The 23,215-nt window shown below is 59.5% G+C and carries 22 protein-coding genes; 10 read left to right on the forward strand and 12 right to left on the reverse strand.

Annotated features, from left to right (window positions below):
* The 11 genes from HHJ19_RS04590 to HHJ19_RS04640 all read right to left on the reverse strand — a co-directional run.
* Positions 1 to 1,199 (reverse strand): multifunctional CCA addition/repair protein (locus tag HHJ19_RS04590; protein WP_296904489.1); only part of this gene is annotated, 1,199 nt, incomplete at its 3' end.
* A gap of 35 nt (positions 1,200 to 1,234) precedes the next feature.
* Complete coding sequence (locus tag HHJ19_RS04595) at positions 1,235 to 1,969, reverse strand: glutathione S-transferase family protein (protein ID WP_296904490.1); 735 nt, start codon at positions 1,967 to 1,969, stop codon at positions 1,235 to 1,237.
* A gap of 323 nt (positions 1,970 to 2,292) precedes the next feature.
* On the reverse strand, positions 2,293 to 3,249 hold the full coding sequence (locus tag HHJ19_RS04600) for a complex I NDUFA9 subunit family protein (protein ID WP_296904492.1): 957 nt from the start codon (positions 3,247 to 3,249) through the stop codon (positions 2,293 to 2,295).
* A 332-nt stretch (positions 3,250 to 3,581) separates the two neighbouring features.
* A complete protein-coding gene (locus HHJ19_RS04605; protein WP_296904493.1) occupies positions 3,582 to 4,112 on the reverse strand; it encodes an MgtC/SapB family protein in 531 nt (176 codons plus the stop codon).
* Positions 4,113 to 4,274: 162 nt separating this feature from the next.
* Positions 4,275 to 5,450: an ABC transporter substrate-binding protein gene (locus tag HHJ19_RS04610; protein WP_296904495.1), complete on the reverse strand. Its 1,176-nt coding sequence runs from the start codon at positions 5,448 to 5,450 to the stop codon at positions 4,275 to 4,277.
* Positions 5,451 to 5,475: 25 nt separating this feature from the next.
* Positions 5,476 to 7,329 carry a long-chain fatty acid--CoA ligase gene (locus HHJ19_RS04615; protein ID WP_296904496.1) on the reverse strand — a complete coding sequence of 618 codons (1,854 nt, stop codon included), beginning with the start codon at positions 7,327 to 7,329 and terminating at the stop codon, positions 5,476 to 5,478.
* Positions 7,330 to 7,502: 173 nt separating this feature from the next.
* Positions 7,503 to 8,300, reverse strand: coding sequence for an ABC transporter ATP-binding protein (locus HHJ19_RS04620; protein ID WP_296904498.1), 798 nt, complete (start codon positions 8,298 to 8,300; stop codon positions 7,503 to 7,505).
* Positions 8,297 to 9,094, reverse strand: coding sequence for an ABC transporter ATP-binding protein (locus HHJ19_RS04625; RefSeq protein ID WP_296904499.1), 798 nt, complete (start codon positions 9,092 to 9,094; stop codon positions 8,297 to 8,299). The genes HHJ19_RS04620 and HHJ19_RS04625 overlap by 4 nt, the downstream gene beginning before the upstream one ends.
* Positions 9,095 to 9,176: 82 nt before the next feature.
* Positions 9,177 to 10,253, reverse strand: a complete 1,077-nt coding sequence (locus HHJ19_RS04630; protein WP_296904504.1) for a branched-chain amino acid ABC transporter permease — start codon at positions 10,251 to 10,253, stop codon at positions 9,177 to 9,179.
* A gap of 97 nt (positions 10,254 to 10,350) precedes the next feature.
* Complete coding sequence (locus tag HHJ19_RS04635) at positions 10,351 to 11,226, reverse strand: branched-chain amino acid ABC transporter permease (RefSeq protein WP_296904506.1); 876 nt, start codon at positions 11,224 to 11,226, stop codon at positions 10,351 to 10,353.
* Positions 11,227 to 11,530: 304 nt separating this feature from the next.
* Positions 11,531 to 11,998: an acyl-CoA thioesterase gene (locus tag HHJ19_RS04640; protein WP_296904507.1), complete on the reverse strand. Its 468-nt coding sequence runs from the start codon at positions 11,996 to 11,998 to the stop codon at positions 11,531 to 11,533.
* A 45-nt stretch (positions 11,999 to 12,043) separates the two neighbouring features.
* Here HHJ19_RS04640 and HHJ19_RS04645 point away from each other — a divergent pair, with 45 nt between their 5' ends.
* From HHJ19_RS04645 to htpX, 10 genes are all read left to right on the forward strand, one after another.
* The gene (locus HHJ19_RS04645; protein ID WP_296904509.1) at positions 12,044 to 13,936 is read left to right on the forward strand and encodes an ABC transporter ATP-binding protein/permease; all 1,893 of its coding nucleotides are present in this window, start codon (positions 12,044 to 12,046) and stop codon (positions 13,934 to 13,936) included.
* Positions 13,937 to 14,051: 115 nt separating this feature from the next.
* On the forward strand, positions 14,052 to 15,017 hold the full coding sequence (locus HHJ19_RS04650) for a LysR substrate-binding domain-containing protein (RefSeq protein ID WP_296904510.1): 966 nt from the start codon (positions 14,052 to 14,054) through the stop codon (positions 15,015 to 15,017).
* A gap of 494 nt (positions 15,018 to 15,511) precedes the next feature.
* A complete protein-coding gene (locus HHJ19_RS04655) occupies positions 15,512 to 16,402 on the forward strand; it encodes a transporter substrate-binding domain-containing protein (RefSeq protein WP_296904511.1) in 891 nt (296 codons plus the stop codon).
* A gap of 105 nt (positions 16,403 to 16,507) precedes the next feature.
* Positions 16,508 to 17,230 carry an amino acid ABC transporter permease gene (locus HHJ19_RS04660; RefSeq protein WP_296904513.1) on the forward strand — a complete coding sequence of 241 codons (723 nt, stop codon included), beginning with the start codon at positions 16,508 to 16,510 and terminating at the stop codon, positions 17,228 to 17,230.
* A gap of 1 nt (position 17,231) precedes the next feature.
* Positions 17,232 to 17,918 carry an ABC transporter permease subunit gene (locus HHJ19_RS04665; RefSeq protein WP_296904515.1) on the forward strand — a complete coding sequence of 229 codons (687 nt, stop codon included), beginning with the start codon at positions 17,232 to 17,234 and terminating at the stop codon, positions 17,916 to 17,918.
* A 52-nt stretch (positions 17,919 to 17,970) separates the two neighbouring features.
* Positions 17,971 to 18,708: an amino acid ABC transporter ATP-binding protein gene (locus HHJ19_RS04670; protein ID WP_296904517.1), complete on the forward strand. Its 738-nt coding sequence runs from the start codon at positions 17,971 to 17,973 to the stop codon at positions 18,706 to 18,708.
* Positions 18,709 to 18,981: 273 nt separating this feature from the next.
* Positions 18,982 to 20,055, forward strand: a complete 1,074-nt coding sequence (gene pyrC, locus HHJ19_RS04675) for a dihydroorotase (protein WP_296904519.1) — start codon at positions 18,982 to 18,984, stop codon at positions 20,053 to 20,055.
* Entirely contained in the window at positions 20,055 to 20,834 is a 780-nt protein-coding gene (locus tag HHJ19_RS04680; protein WP_296904521.1) for an NYN domain-containing protein, read from the forward strand. Before pyrC ends, HHJ19_RS04680 begins: the two co-directional genes overlap by 1 nt.
* 2 nt (positions 20,835 to 20,836) lie before the next feature.
* Positions 20,837 to 21,586 carry a DUF3025 domain-containing protein gene (locus HHJ19_RS04685; protein WP_296904523.1) on the forward strand — a complete coding sequence of 250 codons (750 nt, stop codon included), beginning with the start codon at positions 20,837 to 20,839 and terminating at the stop codon, positions 21,584 to 21,586.
* A gap of 148 nt (positions 21,587 to 21,734) precedes the next feature.
* The gene (gene htpX, locus HHJ19_RS04690; RefSeq protein WP_296904525.1) at positions 21,735 to 22,610 is read left to right on the forward strand and encodes a protease HtpX; all 876 of its coding nucleotides are present in this window, start codon (positions 21,735 to 21,737) and stop codon (positions 22,608 to 22,610) included.
* 44 nt (positions 22,611 to 22,654) lie between these two features.
* Here the strand turns inward: htpX and HHJ19_RS04695 are convergent.
* A partial coding sequence (locus tag HHJ19_RS04695) for a ProQ/FINO family protein (RefSeq protein WP_296904527.1) occupies positions 22,655 to 23,215 on the reverse strand: 561 nt, incomplete at its 5' end.

The following is a 23,215-nucleotide window of genomic DNA, read 5'->3' on the forward strand; positions in this document are numbered from 1 at the left end:
GGGCCGCTTTGACCAGCCGCCAGCGCATCGGCAGCCACCTGATCGGTGGCCACGGCCTGCGCTGCGGCCAGCGCCTGCTGCAGCCGGGGCCGCTGCGGGTAGGGCGACTGCGCCAGTCCCAGCCGGCCTCGAGCATCACATTCGCAGGCCAGCAGAATATCGGCAAAACGCTGTGGTTTGCGAAACGCATCGCAACGCTCCAGCAGGCGCACCACGGCGGGCGCGCCGAGTTCGCTGCTGCGGTGGATGTTGCCATGTTCGCGCGCCACCACGTCGGCGATTTCCCGGCACTCGACCGGCACGCGCAGGCGCTGGCATACGCCCTTGAGCAGGCGCGCGCTGCGCTCTTCATGCCCGATATGCCGGGGCAGCACGTCCGCCGGCGTCGTGCCCTTGCCCAGGTCATGGCACAGGCAGGCGAATCTGACGGGCAGGGGCGCATCGAGATGCGCAGCCATGTCGAGCACCATCATCAGGTGAATCCCGGTATCGACTTCAGGGTGATACTCGGCGCGCTGCGGAACGCCCCACAGCCGGGCAACCTCGGGCAGCAATTTTTGCAACGCGCCGCAGTCGCGCAGCACTTCCAGCATGCGCGAGGGCTGCGGCTCCATCAGGCCGCGTGCCAGCTCCTGCCACACCCGCTCGGGCACCAGCGCATCGGTTTCACCGTGCGCCACCATATCCCGCATCAGGGCAAGGGTTTCGGGTGCGACTGAAAAATCGGCAAAGCGCGCGGCGAAACGAGCCAGCCGCAGGATGCGCACCGGGTCTTCGCGGAACGCCCCGGTGATATGGCGTAAAACCTTGTGTTTCAGGTCATCCTGCCCGCCGTAGGGGTCTATCAGGGCCTTAAAATCAGGTTCGAATTCGGTTGCAGTCCAATGAACACGGTTGGGAGCAGCTATTGAATTAATAGTAAGGTCGCGCCGCGCCAAATCCTGCTCCAGCGTCACATCGGACTCGGCATGCACCACAAAACCACGGTAGCCCGGTGCCGTGTTGCGTTCGGTGCGCGCCAGTGCGTACTCTTCCCGGGTTCCCGGGTGCAGGAAAACCGGAAAATCCCTGCCGACCGGCAGGAAGCCCCGGTCTATCAGTTCGCCGGGCGTCGCGCCCACCACCACCCAGTCGTGGTCCTGCACCGGCAAGCCGAGCAGGGTGTCACGCACCGCGCCACCGACCATGTAAATTTCCATGCGGGCAGTTTAGCGGCTGCGGGCAGCGGCAAGCTTCAGCGTTTCATCCGGTAAAGTTCTTCAAATTCCCGGAAGTCGTTTTCTGCCAGCGCGCCATTGATCCAGTCCTGGACACCTGGCAGGGCGCTGACGCGCTGGACGTAGGCCGTGATGTCAGCCGGTACCGGCAAGGAATAGTTTTTGAGCCGCATGCACACGGGCGCAAAAAAGGCATCGGCAATGCCGAAGCTGCCGAAAAGAAACCCGCCCCCGGCGTCGGCGTTGTCAGGCTGGAGCGGCCCGGTGGCGTCCCTGGAGTCCAGGGGCTCAGCCAGCAATTCGCGCCACATGGCGATGAGGCGTGCGACATCTGAGCGTACTGCGGGCTTGTCGCGCCAGATCAGCTGCCCTGTGCCAGTCAGGTCCGCTTCGATGTTCATCGGACAGGCCGCGCGCAAGGCACCAAAGCCGCTGTGCATTTCGGCGCAAACACTGCGCGCCCGCGCTCTGGCCTGAACGCTTTGTGGCCAGAGGTTTTTTTCCGGGAAGCGTTCGGCCAGATATTCAGAAATGGCCAGCGTGTCCCACACGATCAGGCCATTGTCATCCAGCACCGGCACCTTGCCGGCGGGGTTGACACTGCCGGCTTTTTTCCTGAATTCCGAATCGGCGTCAAACGAGTCAAAACGAATTTTCACTTCTTCGAAAGGAATGCCGGCCTGCCTGAGCAGCACCCATGGCCGCATGGACCAGGAGGAGTAGTTTTTATTGCCGATATAGAGCTTGAGCATGAGGATCCGCCTGTGCAGAAATAAATGGAAATATTGAAACGAACGATGATCCTATTGCGGCCGGAACTGTCGATTGATGCAAAAAAAACGAGATTTATGCCGAAAGCGTGGGGGTCATCGGCTGCCAGCGTGGGCGCCGCCCCGAGCAAGGCCAGCCCCTTGAGAAGCAGCGCAGGGCATACAGCGAAAACCATGGATGCGTTTTTGCGTCCGGCTTGCTCTTCACACCCAGAGAGGCCACGGCACCGGCTTTGCCGGGCTTCAAGCGCAGCGGCCCCCCTGAACAGACAGCGCAGTAAGCGAAGCTACAAGCGTGGACGTTCCTAAAATCGCCCGGCTGTTTTGCGTTTGGCCGTGAGTCCGCTGCGCAAGCCGCGCGCGCCGAGATAAGTCGGGCCAATCGCACTCAGCGCGGCTGGATTGATGCCCAGCGCCTGCAAGCCCGGGAGTTTGCCGCTGGCGATATTGTCGGTTTTCATGGCGTCGAGGTTGTCTCTGCTCAGGATCGGCTCACCCGGTGCCAGTTCCATGAACCAGGCCTGCATCCGCGCCAGCGCATCCGGCAGGCCGATCACCGGGCGCCCCTCGCCGCCGTTGATGCCGGCGTAGCGACCTGCCAGCTGCACCAGTTGTTTCAGGGTGAATACATCGGGACCGCAGGCCTCGAAGGTCTGCCCTATGGTGCTTGTGTCCTCAAGACAGCGCAGCACCGCGTTGGCCACGTCCTCGACCCACACCGGTTGAAAGCGCGCCTGGCTGCCGGCCAGCGGAACGACCGGCAACAGCTGCTGCAGGTCGGCAAAAGTATTGAGGAATTTGTCCTCAGCGCCAAAAATCACGCTTGGGCGCAACATCGTCACATCAAGCCCCGAGGCCAGCAACACGGCTTCGCCGCGCGCCTTGCTGCGCTGGTACATGGACGCAGAATCGGGCGCGGCGCCGAGCGCACTGAGATGGACGAGGCGCCGCACGCCGCTGGTTTCACAGGCGTGCGTCAGTTCCAGCGGCAACTGCACATGTGCTTTTTCAAAGGCGGCCTCCGAGCCATGCAGGATGGCGATCAGGTTGATCACGGCGTCGTGTCCGGCCAGCAGAGCGGCCAGCGCGACGCTGTCGTAGACGTCGATTTCGACCACGTCGAGCATGGGCAGCAGTTGCAGGTGCCGCGCGCTGTCCCTTCTGCGCGTGGCCAGGGTCACGCGACATGGCAGCCGGCTCAGTTTTTCGCAAACATGGCTTCCCACAAAACCGGTGCCGCCGAGGATAAGATATTTTTTCATAAGCCCTAATTTAGCGCGTTTGGCGTTTTTTTCCGGGGAAAACCATTTTTTTCGGCGATTGATGGCTCATGTCCAGCAAGTACGGCTACTTTATGCTATCAATATAGCAGCAATATTTTCTGGCGTTGCGAAGCTGGCGCCAATCCGCTATTTACCGACAGGTTCGTGAATGTCCGGTGCGCATGACAGCAGACTGATATTTTTGACCACTGGCTTCACCTCGCTGGGGCTGGCAGGTCACGGTCGCTCGCCAGGGAGTGCGAGGCCGGGTTCGTCCCGCAGCGCCGCAAGGCATTGCGGAGGAGCCTAGGCCGGCCCTGTGCCGGGCCGGTTTATCGCTCGTCTTCCGGTTGATTGGAATCGACGACCCGGGTTTCAGGCTTTTCCAGCAGTCTGACCAGGCGCGGCATCAGGGTAAAGATTCCCAGTGTCAGCAGGGTGCTCAGCATGGCAGTGGCTTCACGTCCCATGCCGGCCGCGACGCCAATGGCAGCGGTCAGCCAGATGCCGGCCGCTGTCGTCAGGCCCCTGACTTTTTCCTCGTCATTGCCCTTGAGGATGGTGCCGGCGCCGAGAAAGCCGATGCCCGCAATGATGCCCTGCACCACCCGGCTCAGGTCGGAGCTGGGCATCCCCGCCTGCTGGAAGAGCAGCACAAACAGGGCCGCGCCCATCGCCACCAGCATGTGCGTACGCACGCCTGCGGCCTTGCCTTTTTGTTCACGTTCAATGCCCAGCAATCCGCCAAGCAAGGCTGCCAGCGACAGGCGAAGCAAAATACGCGTCACCTCCCCGGCGTTGGGCAGATCCGAAAATTCAGAGACGATGGTGTCGCCAATTTGCTGCCACCCGCTTGACCCCATGCGAACTCCTTTGGTTGAGCGAACAAAAGGCTGACTTTAACCCGTGAGCCGCGTCGCGTCCTGCTCACGAAGTGCCAGGGCTCCATGTCTGCCTGGCGCGTTCTGAAATAAAAAAACCGCCCCGAAGGCGGTCGAATTGTCATCGGAGCAAGCGGCAACAGCTTACTGCGTGATGTAGTCCGAAATGACTTTCCAGCGCCCGTCCTGCAGTTGCGACAGCCGCGACAGGTTGCTGCCCAAGCGCTTTTGAGGGCCAAATCTGCCTTCCGAACTGCCGAAAATATCAGCCGGAATCACCATCGTGTCCATGGCCTTGATGAAGCTGTCGGTCGAGAGGCTGGTGCCGGCTTTCTGGGATGCGCGGATGAAGGCGTCCATCAAGGTATAGCCATAGACCGAAAACACCGTCGGATCCTCATTGAATGCGGTCTTGTATTTGTTGGCCCAGAAACGGATCGGTTGCGACGCTTCGTCGAGGTAGGGGTTTTGCACCGTCATGGTGGCGTACAGGCCGTCCATGGGCTTGCCGCCAAGTTTGTGGATCAGGTCGGTGTAGGCCGCGCTGGAGCCGAGAAAGACCGGGTTGTAACCCAGCTTGCGCGCGGTGCCTATGCCGCCAATCGTCTCGCGGATGATCGTGCCCAGCACCACCATGTCGCAGTCGGCGGCCTTGAGTTTGGCGACCTGCGACGAAAAGTCGGTGGCACCACGCTTGAACGAGGTTTTCTCGACCATGGTCATGCCGATGGCTTTCAGGCCGTCGTCGGCACCGCGCTGCACTTCCAGGCCGAACTCGTCGTCCTGGTACATCGAACAGACCTTTTTGGCGTTTTTATCCTTCACCAGTTTGGGTACCGCAGCTTTCATCTGGTCATAGTAGGTGGCTGCAAACGAATATTTGAGCTTGTGAAAGGGCTCGTACATTTCACGCGCGGCCGTCACGGGGAAAAAGTTGATGACATTTTTATCGAATTGCACCGGCATGGCCGCCAGGTTCTGCGCGGTGCCGAGGTGACCGACCATGGCGAATATCTTGTCCTGGTTGACCAGTTTCTGCGCAGCCAGCACGGCCTTTTTGGGGTCGTAGCCGGAGTCTTCAACAATCAGCCTGATCTTGCGGCCATTGACACCGCCCTGCTCATTGAGTTCACTGACGCGCAGGTTCATGCCAAAGCGGATCTGCTTGCCAAACCCGGCCAGCGGCCCTGACAAATCCTGTATTGAACCCAGCGTGATTTCCGTTTTGCTGACGCCCTGGCTTTGCGCCTGCGCCAGCGTTGCGGTCAAGGCGCCGATGCAGGTCAGTGCGGCAAGAACAGCGGTTGATTTCAGTTTCATGGGTCTCTCTCCTGTAAAAAAAGTCTCAATACATGGCTTCGATTCGGGTGGCGTATTTTTTTTCTACCAGCTTGCGCTTGAGTTTCATGGTGGGCGTCAGCTCTTCATCTTCCGCCGTGAGCTGGGTATCAAGCAGAAAAAATTTCTTGATTTGCTCTACCCTGGCAAACTTCTTGTTGACCCGGTCGATTTCCGACTGGATCAATTCCTGCACTTCAGTGGCGCGCGTCAGGCTGGCGTAATTGCTGAAAGGGATGTCGGCATCCTGGGCAAACTTTTCGATGTTTTCGTGGTCCACCATGATGATGACCGTCAGGTAGGCGCGTTTGTCGCCGATGACCACCGCGTCGGTGATGTAAGGCGAAAACTTGAGTTCGTTTTCAAGTTCGCTGGGCGTGACGTTTTTTCCGCCGGCGGTGATGATGATGTCTTTCATCCGGTCGGTGATTCGGTAGAAGCCATCCCTGTCCACCACGCCCACGTCACCGGTGTGCAGCCAGCCATCGGCATCAAGTGTTTCGGCGGTTTTGTCAGGCAGGTTCAGGTAGCCCATGAACACGTTGCTGCCACGCACCAGAATCTCGCCGGTAGCCGGGTCCAGTCGTATCTCGTTGAAGCTGGCCGCAGGACCGATGGAGCCAGGTTTCATGCGATTTGCCGGCACGCCGGTGGCAGCGCCGCAGGTTTCCGTCATGCCCCACACTTCGAGCATGGGCACGCCCAGCGCCATGTACCAGCGCACCAGCTCCGGGGAAATCGGCGCGGCGCCGGTGACGCAGAAGCGGGCGCGGTGGATACCTATGAGCTTGCGCGCATTGTTCAGCGCCAGCCAGCGCGCCAGTGTGAATTTTATTTTCAGCGTCGTGCTGACCGGCTGCCCGGCAATGACGCGGTCGGCAATCCGTGTTCCGACGCCTATGCTCCAGGCGTAGGCGGCTTGCTGCAACCAGGTCGATTCCTTCAGGGCGATCATCACGCCGGAGTAAAACTTTTCCCACACCCGGGGCACGGCCGTGAACACGGTCGGTGCAATTTCGCGAACGTTCTCTGGAATGGTTTCCGGGTTCTCCACAAAATTGAGCCTGGCACCGGTGTAGAGCGAGAAATACTCGCCGCCCATGCGCTCTGCGATGTGGCACAGCGGCAGAAAGCACATGCGCTCGTCCCGCTCGTCCTGCGCCACCAAAGTGTTCAAGCCGCGCGCAGAGAACACCAGACCGCGCTGGCTGTGCATTGCCCCTTTGGGCTTGCCGGTGGTGCCCGAGGTGTAAACTAGAATTGCCAGGTCTTCGGGCTGGCAGGCCGCCGCGCGCATCTGCACGGCGTCCGGGTGCTGCGCGAGATAAGCACGGCCCAGGGTTTGCAAATCGCCCAGCCCGATAACGCCCGGGTCGGCCAGTTCGCGCAGGCCTTTCATGTCGAAAACAATGATCTTGCGCAGCAGCGGCAATTGCGGCCTGACTTCCAGCGCCTTGTCGAGTTGCTCGTCGTCTTCCACAAACAGCAAGCTGGTGCGGGAGTCTTCACACAGATAGTGCACCTGAGAGGCTGCGTCGGTGGGGTAAATACCGCTGCAGACGCCGCCGCAGCTCAAAACAGCAAGATCAGCCAGCACCCATTCAATGACGGTGTTGGAAAGGATGGAGACGCATTCGCCGCGCGCAAAGCCAAGGCTGATGAGGCCGGCGGCCAGCTCCCGCACGGCGTCGCCGGTTTGGGTCCAGTTCCAGCTGCGCCAGATACCGAACTTTTTCTGCCGCATCCAGACCTGGTTCGTGCGCCGGTTAACCGCGTTCCAGAAAACGGCAGGAATCGTCTCACCCGGCATCACAATGTCGTGCTGCGCGCGAATATTCTCCAAATTCCAGAGATTAGACATAGGCCCCCACGCTTGTCGCTGCGCGTACTGCGCTGCCCCCCAGGGGGGCTGAACTTCGCTTGGGGCGGCCCGGCGCTTCGTTCGTGGCCCCCACGCTTATTGCTTCGCGCAATGCGCTGCTGCGCCAGTGGGCGGTCACTGGGCTGAAGCGGTTGTGCATTGCGTTCATCTCCTTATCTCCAGGTTTTTTTCTTTTTCCAGCGCCTCTCGCCGCGCACGCCGTCTTCCTTCATGCCCAGGTAGAACTCCTTGATGTCATCCTTCTCACGAAGCCGGGCGCAGCTATCTTCCATGACGATGCGGCCGTTTTCCAGCACATAGCCATAGTCGGACGCGTTCAGCGCCATGTTGGCGTTCTGCTCGACCAGCAAAATCGTGGTGCCGCGTTCACGGTTGATGCGCACGACGATCTCGAAAATTTCCCTGGTAAGTTTGGGGCTCAGGCCCAGGCTCGGTTCGTCGAGCAAAATCAGGTCTGGAGCGGCCATCAGGGCCCGCGAGATGGCCAGCATCTGCTGCTGTCCGCCTGAGAGCAGGCCGGCGTCCTGCTGCGCCCGCTCACGCAAAATCGGGAAATAGCCATACACCACTTCCATGTCCCTGGCTACGCCGTCGCGGTCCTTGCGGGTGTAGCCGCCCATCAGCAGGTTGTCGCGCACACTGAGCAAGGCAAACACTTCGCGCCCCTCTGGCACATGCGACAGACCCTGCTGCACAATATGCGCCGGATCCTGCGCGGTAATGTTCTTGCCCTTGAACTCGATGGAACCCTTGCGTGGATCAAGAATGCCGGAAATGGTTTTTAAAATGCTGGACTTGCCCGCACCATTGGAGCCCAGCACGGTGGCAATTTCGCTGCGGCGCACCTGCAGGCTCACGCCGCGTATCGCCTTGACCGGTCCGTAGGAACTCTCGACATTGAGCAGTTTCAGCATGGGCTGGTCGTCAACCGCAAAAAGCGCTGCGCTCATGCCGTCCTCCTGAGCGAAGAGACGTCGTCCACGGTGCCCAGATAGGCCTCGATCACGCCCGGGTCGCGTTGCACCTCCCGGGGCGTCCCGATGGCCAGCACCTCGCCCTGGTTCATGGCCAGCACGCGATCCGAGACCCTGGAGACCAGCGTCATGTCGTGCTCGACCATCAGCACCGTGATGCCGAGCTCGTGCTGGATGTCCTGGATCCAGAATGCCATGTCGCCGGTTTCCTCGACATTCAGACCCGATGAAGGCTCGTCAAGCAGCAGCAGTTTTGGCTCAGTGCAAAGTGCGCGGCCGAGTTCAACCACCTTGCGCACGCCATAAGGCAGCCCTGCGACCAAGGCGTCGCGGTGGTGCTGCAGATCAAGAAAATCAATCACCTGCTCGGCTTTTTCGCGCGCCTTAAGTTCCGCCTCGCGGGTTGCCTGGCTAAAAAACAAGTCACGCAGAAAGCCCGTTTTCCGGTGCGTATGCCGTCCGACCAGCAGGTTTTGCAGCACGCTGGCGTTCTCGAACAATTCGATGTTCTGGAAGGTGCGGGCAATACCGAGCGACGCTATTTTGTGCGGTGGCTGGGCCGTGAGTTTTTGCCCCAGATAGTCAATCTCGCCGCTGCTCGGGGTGTAGATGCGACTGATCAGGTTGAAGACCGTGGTCTTGCCTGCACCATTGGGGCCGATGAGTGTGAAGACTTCACCCTGCCTGACGTTGAAGCTGACGTTGTTGACGGCCAGCAGTCCGCCGAAACGCACGCTCAGCTTGTTGGCCGAAAGAATAATGTCGCTCATGGGTTTAGCGGCGCCGGGCCGCCCCAAGGCGTGAGGGCCTTCTCGGCGGTCAGTGCAGCACGCGAAGTGACAAGCAGGGGGGTCATTTCAGTCGATCCGATTTCTGAAAGGATTTTTGCCGCTTGAACAGACCCTTGCGGTAAAACGGAAAAAGCTGAAGATAGGTTCTGATTTTCAGCCAGCGGCCATACAGGCCATGCGGCTCAAACAGCACAAAGGCGATCAGCACGATGCCGTAAACAGCGGCCTGAAGGCCAGGTGCCTGGCCGATGGTGGCGGGCAGGTAGTCCTTGGTCATGGCGATCGCCTGCGGCATCGAGATCAGGAACAGGGCACCCAAAAACACGCCATGCACCGAGCCAATACCGCCAATCACGATCATCAGCAACAGGTCAATCGACTGCAGGATGTTGAACTGGTCCGGCGATATGAACTGCAGCTTGTGCGCATACAGCGCTCCGGCAATGCCGGCCAGAGCCGCCGACAGCGCGAAGGAAAGCGTTTTATAGCGCGCCAGGTGAATGCCCATGCTCTGCGCCGAAATCTCGGAATCCCGAATGGAGACAAAAGCCCGGCCGGTGGGGGAGCGCAGCAGGTTGAGCAGCCCCAGCGTGCAGGCAATGGTGATCAGCAGGCACAGAAAGTAAAACGATTCGCCGCTGGCCAGCTTCCAGCCAAACAGCTCCGGCGACTTGATGTGAATGCCAGCGTTGCCGCCTGTCACGCTTTCCCAGCGCGCAAAAACCTCTTCGATAATAAAACCGAAGGACAGCGTCGCCATGCCCAGATAGATGCCCTTGACGCGCAAAGCCGGCAAGCCAACCACCAGACCCACGGCGGCAGAAAGCCCTGCAGCGCAGGCCAGCGCCAGCGGAAACGGCAGGCCCGCATTGGTCATCACTGCCTGGGTATAGGCGCCGACACCCAGAAAAGCCGCGTGGCCGAGGGAGAACAGGCCGGTAAATCCTGCCAGCAGCATCAGTCCGAGCCCCGCGATGGCGTAAATCAGCACGAAAGTCAGCTGCGCCAGCCAGTATTCGGCAAATAGCCAGGGTGCTGCCAGCAGCAGCAGCACCAGCGCGCCGTACCAGAACACATGACCCGGGTGTTTGGCGAGATTGATGTCCTGGCCGTAATCGGTTTTGAAGATGAAGCGCATGGGTCAGGTCGGGCGCCGCGCCGGACCGCCCCATGCAAGCACCGCTGGCTCGGGAGGCGCATTGTGCGAAGTGAAAACCGGGGGGGCCATATTTTCTTTAGACTTTTTTACGCAATTTTTCGCCAAAAAGCCCGTTGGGTTTAACCATCAGCATGACCAGCACCACCACATAAGCGGCCACATCCTTGACGCCGTCGGGCAGATAAAAACCCGAGAAAGACTCCACCAGGCCAATGATCAGACCGCCGACGATCGCGCCGGGCAGGCTGCTGAAACCGCCCACCACGGCAGCCGGAAAGGCCTTGAGACCGATGAAGCCCATGTTGGCATGAACAAAGGTGATGGGTGCCAGCAACAGGCCGGCAATGGCGGCCACCGCCGCGGCCAGCGCCCACACCAGTCCGTTGAGCCGTTTGACTGGAATTCCCATGTAATAGGCCGCCAGCTGGTTCTGGGAGGCCGCCTGCATGGCGATGCCCAGTTTGCTGTATCTGAAGAGCGCAAACAGCACCAGGCACAGCGCGGCGGTGCTGCCCATGATGGCGATCTGCTCGGCATTGATGACGAGCTCGCCGAATTGCCAGATCTGATCCTTGTAAGGCACCGGCAGCACATAGGTCTCGGTGCCAATGCCCGGAATCATGGTGATGAGGCCGCGTGCCGTGTAGCCCACGCCAATCGTCAGCATGACAATGGAAAACGCCGGCTGACCGAGGATCGGGCGTATCACCAGCCGCTCAAGCACCATGCCAAAAAGCGCCATGCCCGCGATTGCGCTGAGGGCCGCCAGCCAGAAAGGAAAACCCAGCAGCGTCATGCAGGCCAGGCCGGCAAAGGCGCCCAGCATCATCAACTCGCCCTGGGCAAAACTGACGGTTTCGGTGGCTTTGTAAATCAGCACAAAGCCCAGCGCGATCAGCCCGTAAATGCAGCCCTGGGCGATACCGCTGATGACGAGCTGCAAAAATTGCACGTTTTGGGCTTTCTGAAGTTCTATCCGGTTATAGCTGTCACTTGGCGGTCTGTCGCTAGGGGTTGTTCCGCATAAACGTCGCCTGCGCGATAAAACACCACAGGCTTGCGCGGTGGACCGCGACCAGGCCCGACAATGCAGCGGCCAGGCTTTTATGCGGTGCTTGAGTGCAGGCCCAGTGGCAGGGGAAATAGAGGTCGCCGGCCGCAACGGCCATCCGTACGCATACAGAAGCCAAATTCCTGATCAAAAATGGCCCATGTCCATAGAGTACGGTCACGGACAGCTATCAAATATATAGCAATCAGGTTTTGACGATTTTTCGCGGCTTGCCTGCATCGTCGATCGCCACATAGGTCAGGCTGGCTTCGGTCACCTTGATGTAGCGCCCCTGCGCGCGAAAGCGCTCGGCAAATACCTCGACCTGCACCGTGATCGACGTGTTGCCGATGCGCGTCACGGCTGCAAAAAATGACAGGATGTCGCCGACCCGCACCGGCTGCTTGAAAATGAACTGGTTGACCGCCACCGTCGCCATGCGGCCATCCACATAGCGTGCCGGCACGACCGATCCCGCAAGATCGACCTGGGCCATCACCCAGCCGCCGAAAATATCGCCATTGGCATTGCAGTCTGCCGGCATCGGGATCACCTTGAGCACCAGTTCCTTGTCGGTAGGCAGGTGAACATGAAGCGCCCGCGTTTCGGTGGGGTCAGCGGCCGGGACGCTGCTTTCGGTAATGCCCAGGGAGGCGCTTGATTCGGTAGACATAGGCACAATCTATGAAGATTAAAACAACATCAATGATTGTGACGCATGCGCTCCCGAGCTTCCGCCGCTGATTCCTTTCCCGTGCCGGCCGTGACGGCGGCTGGTGCCGCCACGGCGCCAGTGCCGCCCCGCTCAGACTGGGCCACGCTCCAGCGGCTGTTTCCTTATCTTTGGGAATACAAGTGGCGCGCCATGGCCGCGCTGGCCTTCATGCTCGGCGCAAAGCTGGCCAATGTCGGCGTGCCGCTGCTATTGAAGAACCTGGTTGACACGATGAGTTTCAAGCCCGGTGATGTGCAGGCTGTGCTGGTGGTGCCGATTGCCTTGTTGCTGGCTTACGGCCTGCTACGCCTGTCGACCACGTTGTTCACAGAACTGCGCGAGCTGGTGTTTGCCAAGGCCACCGAAGGCGCCGCGCGGCGAATTTCGCTGGAGGTGTTCCGCCATCTGCATGCGCTCAGCCTGCGTTTTCACCTGGAGCGGCAAACCGGCGGAATGACGCGCGACATCGAGCGTGGCACGCGCGGCGTGCATTCGCTGATCTCGTATTCGCTCTACAGCATCATCCCGACGCTGATCGAGGTGACGCTGGTGCTGAGCCTGCTGGCCATCAAGTTCGACGTCTGGTTCGCCGGCATCACCATCATTGCGCTGGTGTTCTACATTTTCTTCACCGTGACGGTGACCGAGTGGCGCACGCAGTTCCGCAAGACCATGAACGAACTCGATTCCTCGGCCCATAGCCGCGCCATCGACTCGCTGCTGAATTACGAAACGGTCAAGTATTTCAACAACGAAGAATTTGAAGCCACGCGCTACGACGAGAACCTCAAACGTTACCGCGAAGCCGCCATCAAGAGCCAGCGGACATTGAGCATACTTAACGCCGGCCAGCAACTCATCATTGCGTTCGGGCTGGTGGCGATGCTGTGGCGCGCCACGCAGGGCGTCGTTGATGGCCGTATGACGCTGGGCGATCTGGTGATGGTCAACGCTTTCATGATCCAGCTCTACATTCCGCTGGGTTTCCTGGGCGTGATTTACCGCGAGATCAAGCAGAGCCTGACCGACCTGGAAAAGATGTTCACGCTAATGGAGCGCGAGCGTGAAATTGCCGACCAGCCCGGCGCGCAGCCGCTGCGCATTGAGGCTTCGCCTGCCGTGCGTTTTGAAAACGTCAGCTTTGCCTACGATACGGGAACTGAGGGCAATGCCGCAGGCGCGCGGCCGATTCTGCACAACGTGAGTTTTGAAATCCCGCCCGGCAAGACCGTGGCGGTCGTCGGTTCGTCGGGCGCCGGCAAGTCCACGCTCGCGCGCCTGTTGTACCGCTTTTACGATGTGCAACAAGGCCGCATCACGATTGCCGGGCAGGACATCAAGCAGGTCACCCAGGCCAGCGTGCGCCAGGCCATCGGCATCGTGCCGCAGGACACGGTGCTGTTCAATGACACGGTCGAATACAACATTGCCTACGGCAAACCCGGCGCGACGCATCAGGAGGTCGAGGAAGCAGCCAGAGCCGCCCGCATCCACGACTTCATCGCTTCGACGCCACTGGGCTACCGGACCATGGTGGGGGAGCGCGGCCTGAAACTGTCGGGCGGCGAAAAGCAGCGCGTGGCGATTGCCCGCACGCTGCTGAAAAACCCGCCGGTGGTGATTTTTGACGAAGCCACCTCGGCGCTGGATTCGGCCAATGAGCGCGCCATCCAGACCGAACTGCGCACCACCGCCCAGAACAAGACCACGCTGGTGATAGCGCACCGCCTTTCCACGGTGGTCGATGCGCACGAGATTCTGGTGATGGATGCCGGTCGCATCGTCGAGCGCGGCCACCACACCGCCCTGCTGGCTGCCAACGGACGCTACGCCGATATGTGGGCCATGCAACAGCAACAGTCCCCCGAGGGAATTCTGGACGAAATCGGGGTGTAGTCAAGACTTCACTGTCTTTCAATGCTATCAAAAATATAGTGTTGGACAGGCCGGGTGTTGAAGCGCTGGCGGACCGGCCCCTATCGGCGCGTCGGTCCGCGCCGATAATCACCGCATGGAAACCAAATGGCTTGAAGATTTTGTCTCGCTCGCTGAAACCCGTAGTTTCAGCCGTTCGGCCCAACTGCGACATGTGACGCAGCCCGCCTTTTCGCGCCGCATCCAGGCGCTGGAAGCGTGGGCGGGCACTGACCTGGTGGACCGAAGCTCCTACCCGACGCGCCTGACGCCGGCCGGTGAAACGCTTTACAACCAGTCGCTGGAAATGCTGCAGGGGCTGCAGTCCACCCGGGCGATGCTGCGCGGCCACACGTCGGCGGGGCAGGACTTCATCGAGTTCGCGGTGCCCCACACGCTGGCGTTTACATTTTTTCCGGCCTGGGTCAGCAGCCTGCGCGAAAAATTCGGCCCCATCAAAAGCCGGCTGATCGCGCTCAATGTGCATGATGCGGTGCTCCGGCTGGTTGAAGGCAGTTGTGACCTGCTGATTTCTTACCACCATGACTCGCAACCTTTTCAACTCAACGCCGACCGTTACGAGATGGTGTCGCTGGGCCAGGAGGTGCTGGCGCCTTTTGTCCGGGCCAATGCCGCCGGTCAGCCAGAGTACAGCCTGCCCGGCCGGGCGGGACAGCCGCTGCCTTATCTTGGCTATGCGTCAGGGGCCTACCTGGGCCGCATGGTGGACCTGATTCTCAAGCAGTCCAGCATTCCGATTCATCTGGACCGGGTTTATGAAACCGATATGGCCGAGGGGCTGAAAGCCATGGCCCTGGAGGGCCATGGCATTGCATTTTTGCCACTGAGCGCCGTAAAAAAAGAGTTGCGGACCAAAAAACTGGTGAGCGCAGGCAGTGATCTGGAAATGACGATGGACGTGCGGGTTTACCGTGAGCGGCCCACCGCCAAGGATGCCGCCAAAACCCACGCCCAGGCGCTGTGGGCTTATCTGCAGGCGCAAGCCGGCGCCAGGGACAAGACTGCCGGGCGAGTTGGCAGTCAATCCGTCGCGCGCTCTTAAATTGTGGGCGGCTAGGTAGCAACCCTCGGTCGTTATAAATAATACGCATGGAGTTTCGCGCAAACAGCATTGGTGTTTTTGAAAGCGTAAATTTACAGTTCGGATCATTCTGATTTTGGTACTTGTCTGTGATTCCGCTGGGCTTTCCGGGTAGCCGCCACACACCCTTTTCCGCCCATTTGCATTACACGACTTCTCTGGCAAAAAACAAATTTCCGTGGTCAGCGCAAGCAGGCCCGCCAAGCAAAACAGTCCCGGCAGTAAGCCCTTTTTTCATATTTCGGCACAAAGATTGCTTGTTTCAAGCCGACAATTACAGGGGCACCAATTTGAATCCTGTATTCAAAAAGGCGATTTTTGCTGCGTTTCTTTCAGCCGGTTGACGTTGTTCCTTGCAAAATCCGCCGCTTCCTTTTGGGTCGGGTAAACCTTGGCATCACCTTGCCAACCGCTCTATAAAATAGGTTTTTAGTTGTTTCATTACAGGAGATTTCATGAAATTCAAGATCGTCGCTCTATCCGTCGCATTGCTCGCCACCGGCGGCGCCTTTGCCGATACCCTCGCCAAAGTCAAGGCCTCCGGCGTTGTCACCATGGGTGTGCGCGACTCTTCCGGCGCGCTGTCATACACTCTCGGTGATGGCAAGTACACGGGCTACCATGTCGAGATCTGCCAGCGTATTCTGGCCGGCCTTGAGAAAGCCGCAGAGCGCAAGCTTGAAGTGAAATACCAGCCTGTTACGTCGCAGAACCGCATCCCCCTGGTGCAAAACGGCACGGTCGATATTGAATGCGGCTCCACCACCAACAACGTGGCGCGCCAGAAAGACGTGGCGTTTGTCGATACCACCTTTGTCGAAGAAGTCCGCATCGCCGTCAAGGCCAGCTCCGGCATAAGCTCGATCGCCCAGCTCAATGGTAAAACCGTTGCAACCACCACCGGAACGACGTCGGTGCAGACGCTGCGCAAGAACAAGCGGGCAACCGGTGTCGAGTTCAAGGAAATTTTCGGCAAGGACCATTCCGACAGCTTCCTGCTGCTCGAATCGGGCCGCGCTGATGCTTTCGTCATGGACGGCTCCATTCTGGCCGGCAACATCGCCACCGCCAAAAACCCCGCCGATTTCAAGATCGTCGGTGAAGTGCTGAGCGTTGAGCCGATCGCCATCATGCTTCGCAAGGACGACCCGTTGTTCAAACGCCTGGCCGATGACACGGTCAAAAGCATGATCAAGTCGGGCGAAATGAACAAGTTGTGGACCAAATGGTTCCTGATGCCGATTCCTCCGAAGAACGCGAAAGTCGCCCTGGCCCTGAGCGCCAGCACCAAAGCCGCCTGGGACGCTCCAAACGACAAGCCCATGGAAGAATACGTCCAGAAGTAATTCGCACGGTTGATGTGACAACCCCGCCAGGCTTTTTGCCCTTGCGGGGTTTCTCGTTTGCTGTGGCGTTGAAAATCAACAGAACAACTATTTTCTGGAGCCGCGATGACCTGGGATTGGCAAGTATTTTTGAAGGACGATGGGAGCGGGCGCACCTATTTGCAGTGGATGTTTGATGCCTGGGGCTGGACGCTGGCCGTCGCCGGTGCATCATGGGTCATTGCCATGTTGATGGGATGTCTCATCGGCACGCTGCGCACCCTGCCCAACAGCCCCTGGCTGGTGCGTCTGGGTAATGCCTGGGTCGAGCTATTCCGCAATGTCCCGCTGCTGATCCAGATTTTCATCTGGTACTTTGTGATTCCGAAAATTTTCCCCGCCATGAAGGAGTTGCCCAGCTTCATCCTGGTGATTTTTGCGCTCGGCTTTTTTACTTCCGCGCGAATTGCCGAGCAGGTCAGGGCCGGCGTTCAGGCGCTACCGCGCGGCCAGCGCTACGCCGGCATGGCGATGGGCTTCACCACCGCCCAGACCTACCGCTATGTGATTTTGCCAATGGCTTTTCGCATCATCATTCCTCCGCTCACCAGTGAGTCGATGAATTTGTTGAAGAATTCCTCGGTGGCCTTTGCCGTGTCGATTGCGGAACTCACCATGTTCGCCATGCAGGCGCAGGAAGAAACCTCGCGCGGCATTGAAATTTACCTGGCGGTCACCGCCCTCTACGCCATCTCGGCTTTCGCTGTCAACCGCGTCATGGCTTTTGTCGAAAAGAAGGTCCAGATTCCAGGCTTTGTCGTAGCCGGTTCAATGGGTGGAGGACACTGACATGTTTGGACTCGACCTGAGTTTTCTGAACTGGGACATCATTTCCAAGTTCGTCGTCAAGGGCTTTATTTTCAGCGTGGAGCTAACCATCGTTGCGACCATAGGCGGCATCATTTTTGGCACCCTGCTGGCCTTGATGCGTCTGTCGGGCAAGTCGATTCTGACAGTTCCCGCGACTTTTTACGTCAACGGCATGCGCTCTGTTCCGCTGGTCATGGTGATCCTGTGGTTTTTCCTGCTGGTGCCGGCGGCGTTTTACAGCCTGATTCCCGGCGGCAGCAACTATCGCGCGGAGATCTCGGCAATCATCACCTTTGTGGCATTTGAAGCCGCGTACTTTAGCGAGATCATGCGTGCCGGGATCCAGTCCATCTCGCGTGGTCAGGTCAATGCCGGCCGCGCGCTGGGCATGACCTACGCGCAGAACATGAAGCTGATCATCTTGCCGCAGGCTTTTCGCAACATGGTGCCCATTCTGCTGACCCAGACCATCATCCTGTTTCAGGATACGTCGCTGGTCTACGCGATCGGCGCTTATGACCTTCTCAAGGGTTTCAGCACGGCCGGCAAGATCTATGGCCGCCCCGAAGAGGCTTATCTGCTGGCCGCTGTGGTGTATTTCGTGATCTGCTACGGTCTTTCCTTCATGGTCAAGCGCCTCAATAGCCGAATCGCCATCATTCGCTGAGACGGCAGTTAGCCAAAACGTCCGCGTTTCAAAAAGAACACTGGAGAATTAGATGATCGAGCTGAAAGAAGTTTCCAAATGGTACGGTGATGTGCAGGTTCTCAACAACTGCACCACCAGCATCAAGAAGGGCGAAGTTGTCGTTGTCTGCGGGCCTTCGGGCTCGGGCAAGTCCACCCTGATCAAGACCATCAATGCGCTGGAGCCTTTCCAGAAGGGCCAGATTTTTGTAGATGGCCAGGCGGTGCACGACCCCAAGACGGATTTGCCCAAGCTGCGTAGCCGCGTCGGCATGGTGTTCCAGAATTTCGAGCTTTTCCCCCACCTGAGCGTGACCGAAAACCTGACACTGGCACAGATCAAGGTGCTGAACCGCAAGCCCGACGAGGCGAAAAAACACGGCCTCAAATATCTCGACCGCGTGGGCCTGATGCTGCACAAGGACAAATTTCCCGGCCAGCTGTCAGGGGGCCAGCAGCAGCGCGTGGCGATTGCGCGCGCCTTGAGCATGAACCCGATCGCCATGCTGTTTGACGAGCCCACATCTGCGCTTGACCCTGAAATGGTCGGCGAGGTGCTCGACTGCATGATGGGGCTGGCGCTCGAAGGCATGACGATGATGGTGGTCACGCACGAGATGGGCTTTGCCAAGAAGGTGGGCAGCCGCGTCATTTTCATGGACGTTGGCGGACGCATCCTGGAAGACTGCTCGAAAGACGAATTTTTCAGCCACCCTGAAAACCGTCAGTCGCGCACCAAGGACTTTTTGAACAAGATTCTGCAGCACTGAAGCGCTGCAGATCGAGGGCCAGATCGCGTTTCATTCCCGTCTGGTCGGCGGCGGCCCTCGAATACAGGGCGAAAGTTCATTACGCGGCGTCATGGCGCTGCGGTCTGTTCGCACGGCGCCGCGACCCAGGCCGTGCCAGCGAATGTTTGTATCGTAAGACCAGGCCGGTTGTCTTCCCCTCGGCGCCTTCCATCGTCGATTTTCCGAATACCGGATGTGGCTGAGTCAGTGAAACAGGTTGGTCGATCCGATGCCGATGCGACAATTCAGGCCATGACTTCAGCCATCCTCACACCCGCCACTCAACTCACCATCACACGCCCGGACGACTGGCACCTGCATGTGCGCGACGGTGACGCCCTGAAAACCGTGGTGCCGCACACGGCGGTGCAGTTTGGCCGGGCCATCATCATGCCCAATCTGCGGCCGCCCGTCACCACTGCCGCGCAGGCCGTCGCCTACCGCGACCGTATCCGGGCGGCCGTCCCTGAGGGCGTTGCCTTTGAGCCGCTGATGACGCTGTACCTGACCGACAACTTGCCTCCCGACGAGATCAAACGCGCCAAAGATGCGGGCGTGGTCGCCGTCAAGCTCTACCCTGCCGGCGCCACGACCAACAGCGATGCAGGCGTCACCGACCTGCGTAAGACTTACCGAACGCTCGAAGCAATGCAGCGCGAAGGCTTGTTGCTGCTGGTGCATGGCGAAGTCACTTCGCCTGAGATCGACCTGTTCGACCGCGAAGCCGTTTTCATCGACACGCAACTGAGGCCGCTGCGCCGCGATTTCCCGGAACTGAAAATCGTGTTCGAGCACATCACCACCAGGGAAGCTGCGCAATACGTGACTGAAGCCGACGGTTTTCTGGGTGCCACCATCACCGCGCACCATCTGCTGTACAACCGCAACGCCATTTTTACCGGTGGTATTCGCCCCCATTACTACTGTTTGCCCGTGCTCAAGCGCGAGAGCCACCGTGTTGCGCTGATGCAAGCCGCTACTGGCGGCAATCCGCGTTTTTTCCTCGGCACGGACAGTGCGCCACATCCGGCGCAGCTGAAGGAACATGCTACCGGCTGCGCCGGCTGCTATACCGCCCATGCGGCCATGGAGTTTTACGCAGAAGCTTTCGACGCCGCCGGGGCGCTGGACCAGCTCGAAGCCTTTGCCAGTTTCAACGGTGCCGATTTTTATGGCTTGCCGCACAACCAGGGGACGATCACGCTGCGCCGCGAAAGCTGGATGACGCCGGAAAGCTTTGCCTTTGGTGCGGGTCGGCTGAAGCCGCTGCGCAGTGGCGAGACGCTGTCCTGGAAACTGGTCAATTCGACTTCAGAAAGCCGTTAATGGACCGCAAACCCAGAGTTGCCCTGCTGATCGATGCGGACAATTCGCCGGCCTCAAAAATCGATCTGATTCTCAATGAATTGTCGACCTTCGGCGAAACCAACATCCGCCGCGCTTACGGTAACTGGAAAAAGAGCGAACTCAGGGGCTGGGAGGAAGCGTTGCACGAGCACGCCATACGCCCGATGCAGCAGTTTGACTACACCAAGGGCAAAAATGCCAGCGACATGGCGATGGTGATCGATGCGCTAGAGTTGCTCTACACCGATCGACCCGACGCTTTTGGCATCGTTTCTTCCGACGCCGACTTCACGCCGCTGGTGATGCACCTGCGTGCCAAGGGGGCCGCTGTGTACGGCTTTGGCGCGCAAAAAACACCCGAACCCTTTGTCAACGCCTGCTCGCGTTTTTTATACCTCGACAAGCTGCGGCCCATAACGACGGGCGACGCAGCTGCCAGTGGCAGGGAAGACACAGATGACGCCGGCGCGGTGGCCGCTGCGCCCTTGCGCGCCACGCCGGCGCAACTCAAGCAGGACGCCAAACTGGTCATGCTGCTGCGTAATGCCGTGCAGGCAGCGGCAGACGACGACGGCTGGGCACGCGTCGGTGCGGTGGGCACCCAGATCGCCAACCAGGCTTCGTTTGACCACCGGAACTACGGCTATGCCACGCTGACCAAACTGCTGGTGGCGACCCAGCTCTTTGAGATTGCCGACGAAGGAAAATCGGCCGTGATGGTGCGCGACAAAAGGCTGTCCAGGCCATCCCGGAACTGAGGGTGACCGGCGCATCTGTTTTGCCGCTGGCGCTGATTGACTGGCGCCAGCCCTGGCTGGACCCGTGGCGCGAGACTGGCCTGCGGGTCACGCAAGCCGTCGCGACCGGTCTGCCGCTGCACGAGGCGCTGAACCGCGAGCGGGCATCCCCGGTCCGCTTCGTGCCGCAAAACGACCTGCCAGCGGGCGAGTCCTACGAACGCTATATTTTCAATACCCGTCAGTGCCCGACCCGCGAAGGTTTGCATGATTTTTTTAACGGACTGTGCTGGATGCGCTTTCCTCAGACCAAGACCAGGCTCAACCAGTTGCAGGCCTGCGAGATTGCCGCCGCAGGCGTCGCGCCTCTGCGCGGGCCGGTGCGCGATGCGCTGACGGTGTTCGATGAAAACGCGGCCTTCCTGCTGGCGCCGCAGCCTTTGTGGGACGCCTTGATCGCCCGGGACTGGCGGCAGTTGTTTGTCGGCCTGCGCCCGCTGTGGCGGCAGGCCAGACTGGAGCTTTTCGGTCACGCACTGCTTGAAAAGCTCGTTTTTCCGAGAAAACCCATTACTGTCCATGTATATCGGGCACAGTTTGCTATTGATTCAATAGCAAATCTGGATTCCCGGGTGGCCGCCGACCTGAGTGCCGCCAAGTTCGCCGGCAAACCGTTCACGCCTCTTCCGGTGCTGGGCGTGCCTGGCTGGTGGCCGGAAAACGAGAACTTTTCCTTTTATGATGACTCTCTTGTATTCCGCCCGCGCAGATAAAAAATAACATCTAAAACCCTGCGCTTTTGAGTCGTCACCGCTCGTCCGGGCGGCTTGATTTGGGCTGGCAAAGCCCCCATTTGTCCGCAAGAGAGTTTCTTAGCGGCCTTTACCTTACCCGGTTATTACTGACCTCCCCGGAGAATTCATGAAACGCATTTTTTTGTTTTTGCTGACCAATGTTGCCGTAGTGGCGGTGCTCGGCATTGTCGCCAGCCTGCTGGGCGTCAACCGCTTCCTCACGCCCAACGGACTGAACCTGCCGATGCTGCTTGGTTTTGCGCTGGTCATCGGCTTCGGTGGCGCGATCATCTCGCTCCTTATCAGCAAGCCGGTGGCCAAGTGGAGTGCCGGCGTGCGCATCATCAACGATGCGCAGAACGCTGACGAAGCCTGGATTGTCGAGACCGTGCGCAAGCTGGCTGACAAGGCGCAAATCGGCATGCCCGAGGTCGGCATTTTTGAAGGCGCGCCGAATGCGTTTGCGACTGGTGCGTTCAAGAATTCGGCTCTGGTGGCGGTTTCCACCGGATTGCTTGCCGGCATGACCCGGGAAGAAATCGAAGCCGTGATTGGTCACGAAATCGCCCACGTTGCCAATGGCGACATGGTCACCATGACGCTGATCCAGGGCGTGATGAATACTTTTGTGGTGTTCCTGTCGCGGGTGATCGGCTACGCAGTGGACAGCTTTTTCCGCCGTGGCAGCGACAGCAACTCGGGACCAGGCATTGGTTACTACGTCAGCACCATCGTGCTCGACATCGTGCTGGGTTTTGCAGCCGCCATCGTGGTGGCGTGGTTCTCGCGGCACCGCGAGTTTCGCGCCGACGCCGGGTCGGCCCGGTTGCTGGGGCGCAAGCAGCCCATGATGAATGCGTTGGCCCGTCTGGGTGGCATGCAGCCCGGCGAGCTGCCGAAAACCGTACAGGCGATGGGAATCACAGGCGGCATCGGCCAATTGTTTGCAACCCATCCACCGATTGAAGAGCGCATCGCGGCGCTACAAAATTCGCAGGCTTGAGCGGTTTTCCGCTGTTTTGAAGGCCGGCCCAGCGCCGGCCTTTTTCATGTTGCGCTGTGGGTATCCGCAGCCGATGCTTCAGGTGGCAAGACCTGGACATCTGCAGGAGCTGATGTCCGGGCAGCCGGAGCATTCCGGGCGGGGCGCGCCTGTTCCAGTGTCCGGCTCACCTCGGCGGGATCCATGCCATACATGTCGGAAAACTCGGCCACTGTCTTGCCGCTGGAGTCAAACGTCTTGCGCAGCGCATCGCGCCTTGCGGCCTGTTCACCGAGTTCGGCAAAAGCTTCATCGAGCATGGCGGTGGACACCTCGTCCTGCTGGCGCACGCAGAGCAAAAAAGCTTCACGGCTCAGTCCGGACGCCTCAATTGCCGTGATCAGCTGGACTCTGGCATACGGGCGCAAGTCCTGGTTCGACCGGGCCTGCCGACGGCGGAAAACTTCCATGATCGCGTGATGAACGTGTTCGGGGGCTACCGGTTCAACTGGTTCGCCTTGAAGGTCGTGGCGCTGCAGGCCAGCGGCCACGCTTTCCAGGTAACGCGTCGAACGGGCGTGCAGGCCGAGCGCGACTTTCAACTCATCGCGCTTGAACGCTTCCGG

The organism is Polaromonas sp. (assembly GCF_012927415.1).
In the GTDB taxonomy this organism is placed as follows: domain Bacteria; phylum Pseudomonadota; class Gammaproteobacteria; order Burkholderiales; family Burkholderiaceae_C; genus Polaromonas.

Excerpts from the sequence above, each read along its gene's own strand:
- HHJ19_RS04595 (WP_296904490.1), bottom strand. The coding sequence starts at position 1,969 with ATGCTCAAGCTCTATATCGGCAATAAAAACTACTCCTCCTGGTCCATG.
- HHJ19_RS04600 (WP_296904492.1), bottom strand. The coding sequence starts at position 3,249 with ATGAAAAAATATCTTATCCTCGGCGGCACCGGTTTTGTGGGAAGCCAT.
- HHJ19_RS04605 (WP_296904493.1), bottom strand. The coding sequence starts at position 4,112 with ATGGGGTCAAGCGGGTGGCAGCAAATTGGCGACACCATCGTCTCTGAA.
- HHJ19_RS04610 (WP_296904495.1), bottom strand. The coding sequence starts at position 5,450 with ATGAAACTGAAATCAACCGCTGTTCTTGCCGCACTGACCTGCATCGGC.
- HHJ19_RS04615 (WP_296904496.1), bottom strand. The coding sequence starts at position 7,329 with ATGTCTAATCTCTGGAATTTGGAGAATATTCGCGCGCAGCACGACATT.
- HHJ19_RS04620 (WP_296904498.1), bottom strand. The coding sequence starts at position 8,300 with ATGAGCGCAGCGCTTTTTGCGGTTGACGACCAGCCCATGCTGAAACTG.
- HHJ19_RS04625 (WP_296904499.1), bottom strand. The coding sequence starts at position 9,094 with ATGAGCGACATTATTCTTTCGGCCAACAAGCTGAGCGTGCGTTTCGGC.
- HHJ19_RS04630 (WP_296904504.1), bottom strand. The coding sequence starts at position 10,253 with ATGCGCTTCATCTTCAAAACCGATTACGGCCAGGACATCAATCTCGCC.
- HHJ19_RS04640 (WP_296904507.1), bottom strand. The coding sequence starts at position 11,998 with ATGTCTACCGAATCAAGCGCCTCCCTGGGCATTACCGAAAGCAGCGTC.
- HHJ19_RS04645 (WP_296904509.1), top strand. The coding sequence starts at position 12,044 with ATGCGCTCCCGAGCTTCCGCCGCTGATTCCTTTCCCGTGCCGGCCGTG.
- HHJ19_RS04650 (WP_296904510.1), top strand. The coding sequence starts at position 14,052 with ATGGAAACCAAATGGCTTGAAGATTTTGTCTCGCTCGCTGAAACCCGT.
- HHJ19_RS04655 (WP_296904511.1), top strand. The coding sequence starts at position 15,512 with ATGAAATTCAAGATCGTCGCTCTATCCGTCGCATTGCTCGCCACCGGC.
- HHJ19_RS04660 (WP_296904513.1), top strand. The coding sequence starts at position 16,508 with ATGACCTGGGATTGGCAAGTATTTTTGAAGGACGATGGGAGCGGGCGC.
- HHJ19_RS04665 (WP_296904515.1), top strand. The coding sequence starts at position 17,232 with ATGTTTGGACTCGACCTGAGTTTTCTGAACTGGGACATCATTTCCAAG.
- HHJ19_RS04670 (WP_296904517.1), top strand. The coding sequence starts at position 17,971 with ATGATCGAGCTGAAAGAAGTTTCCAAATGGTACGGTGATGTGCAGGTT.
- pyrC (WP_296904519.1), top strand. The coding sequence starts at position 18,982 with ATGACTTCAGCCATCCTCACACCCGCCACTCAACTCACCATCACACGC.
- HHJ19_RS04680 (WP_296904521.1), top strand. The coding sequence starts at position 20,055 with ATGGACCGCAAACCCAGAGTTGCCCTGCTGATCGATGCGGACAATTCG.
- htpX (WP_296904525.1), top strand. The coding sequence starts at position 21,735 with ATGAAACGCATTTTTTTGTTTTTGCTGACCAATGTTGCCGTAGTGGCG.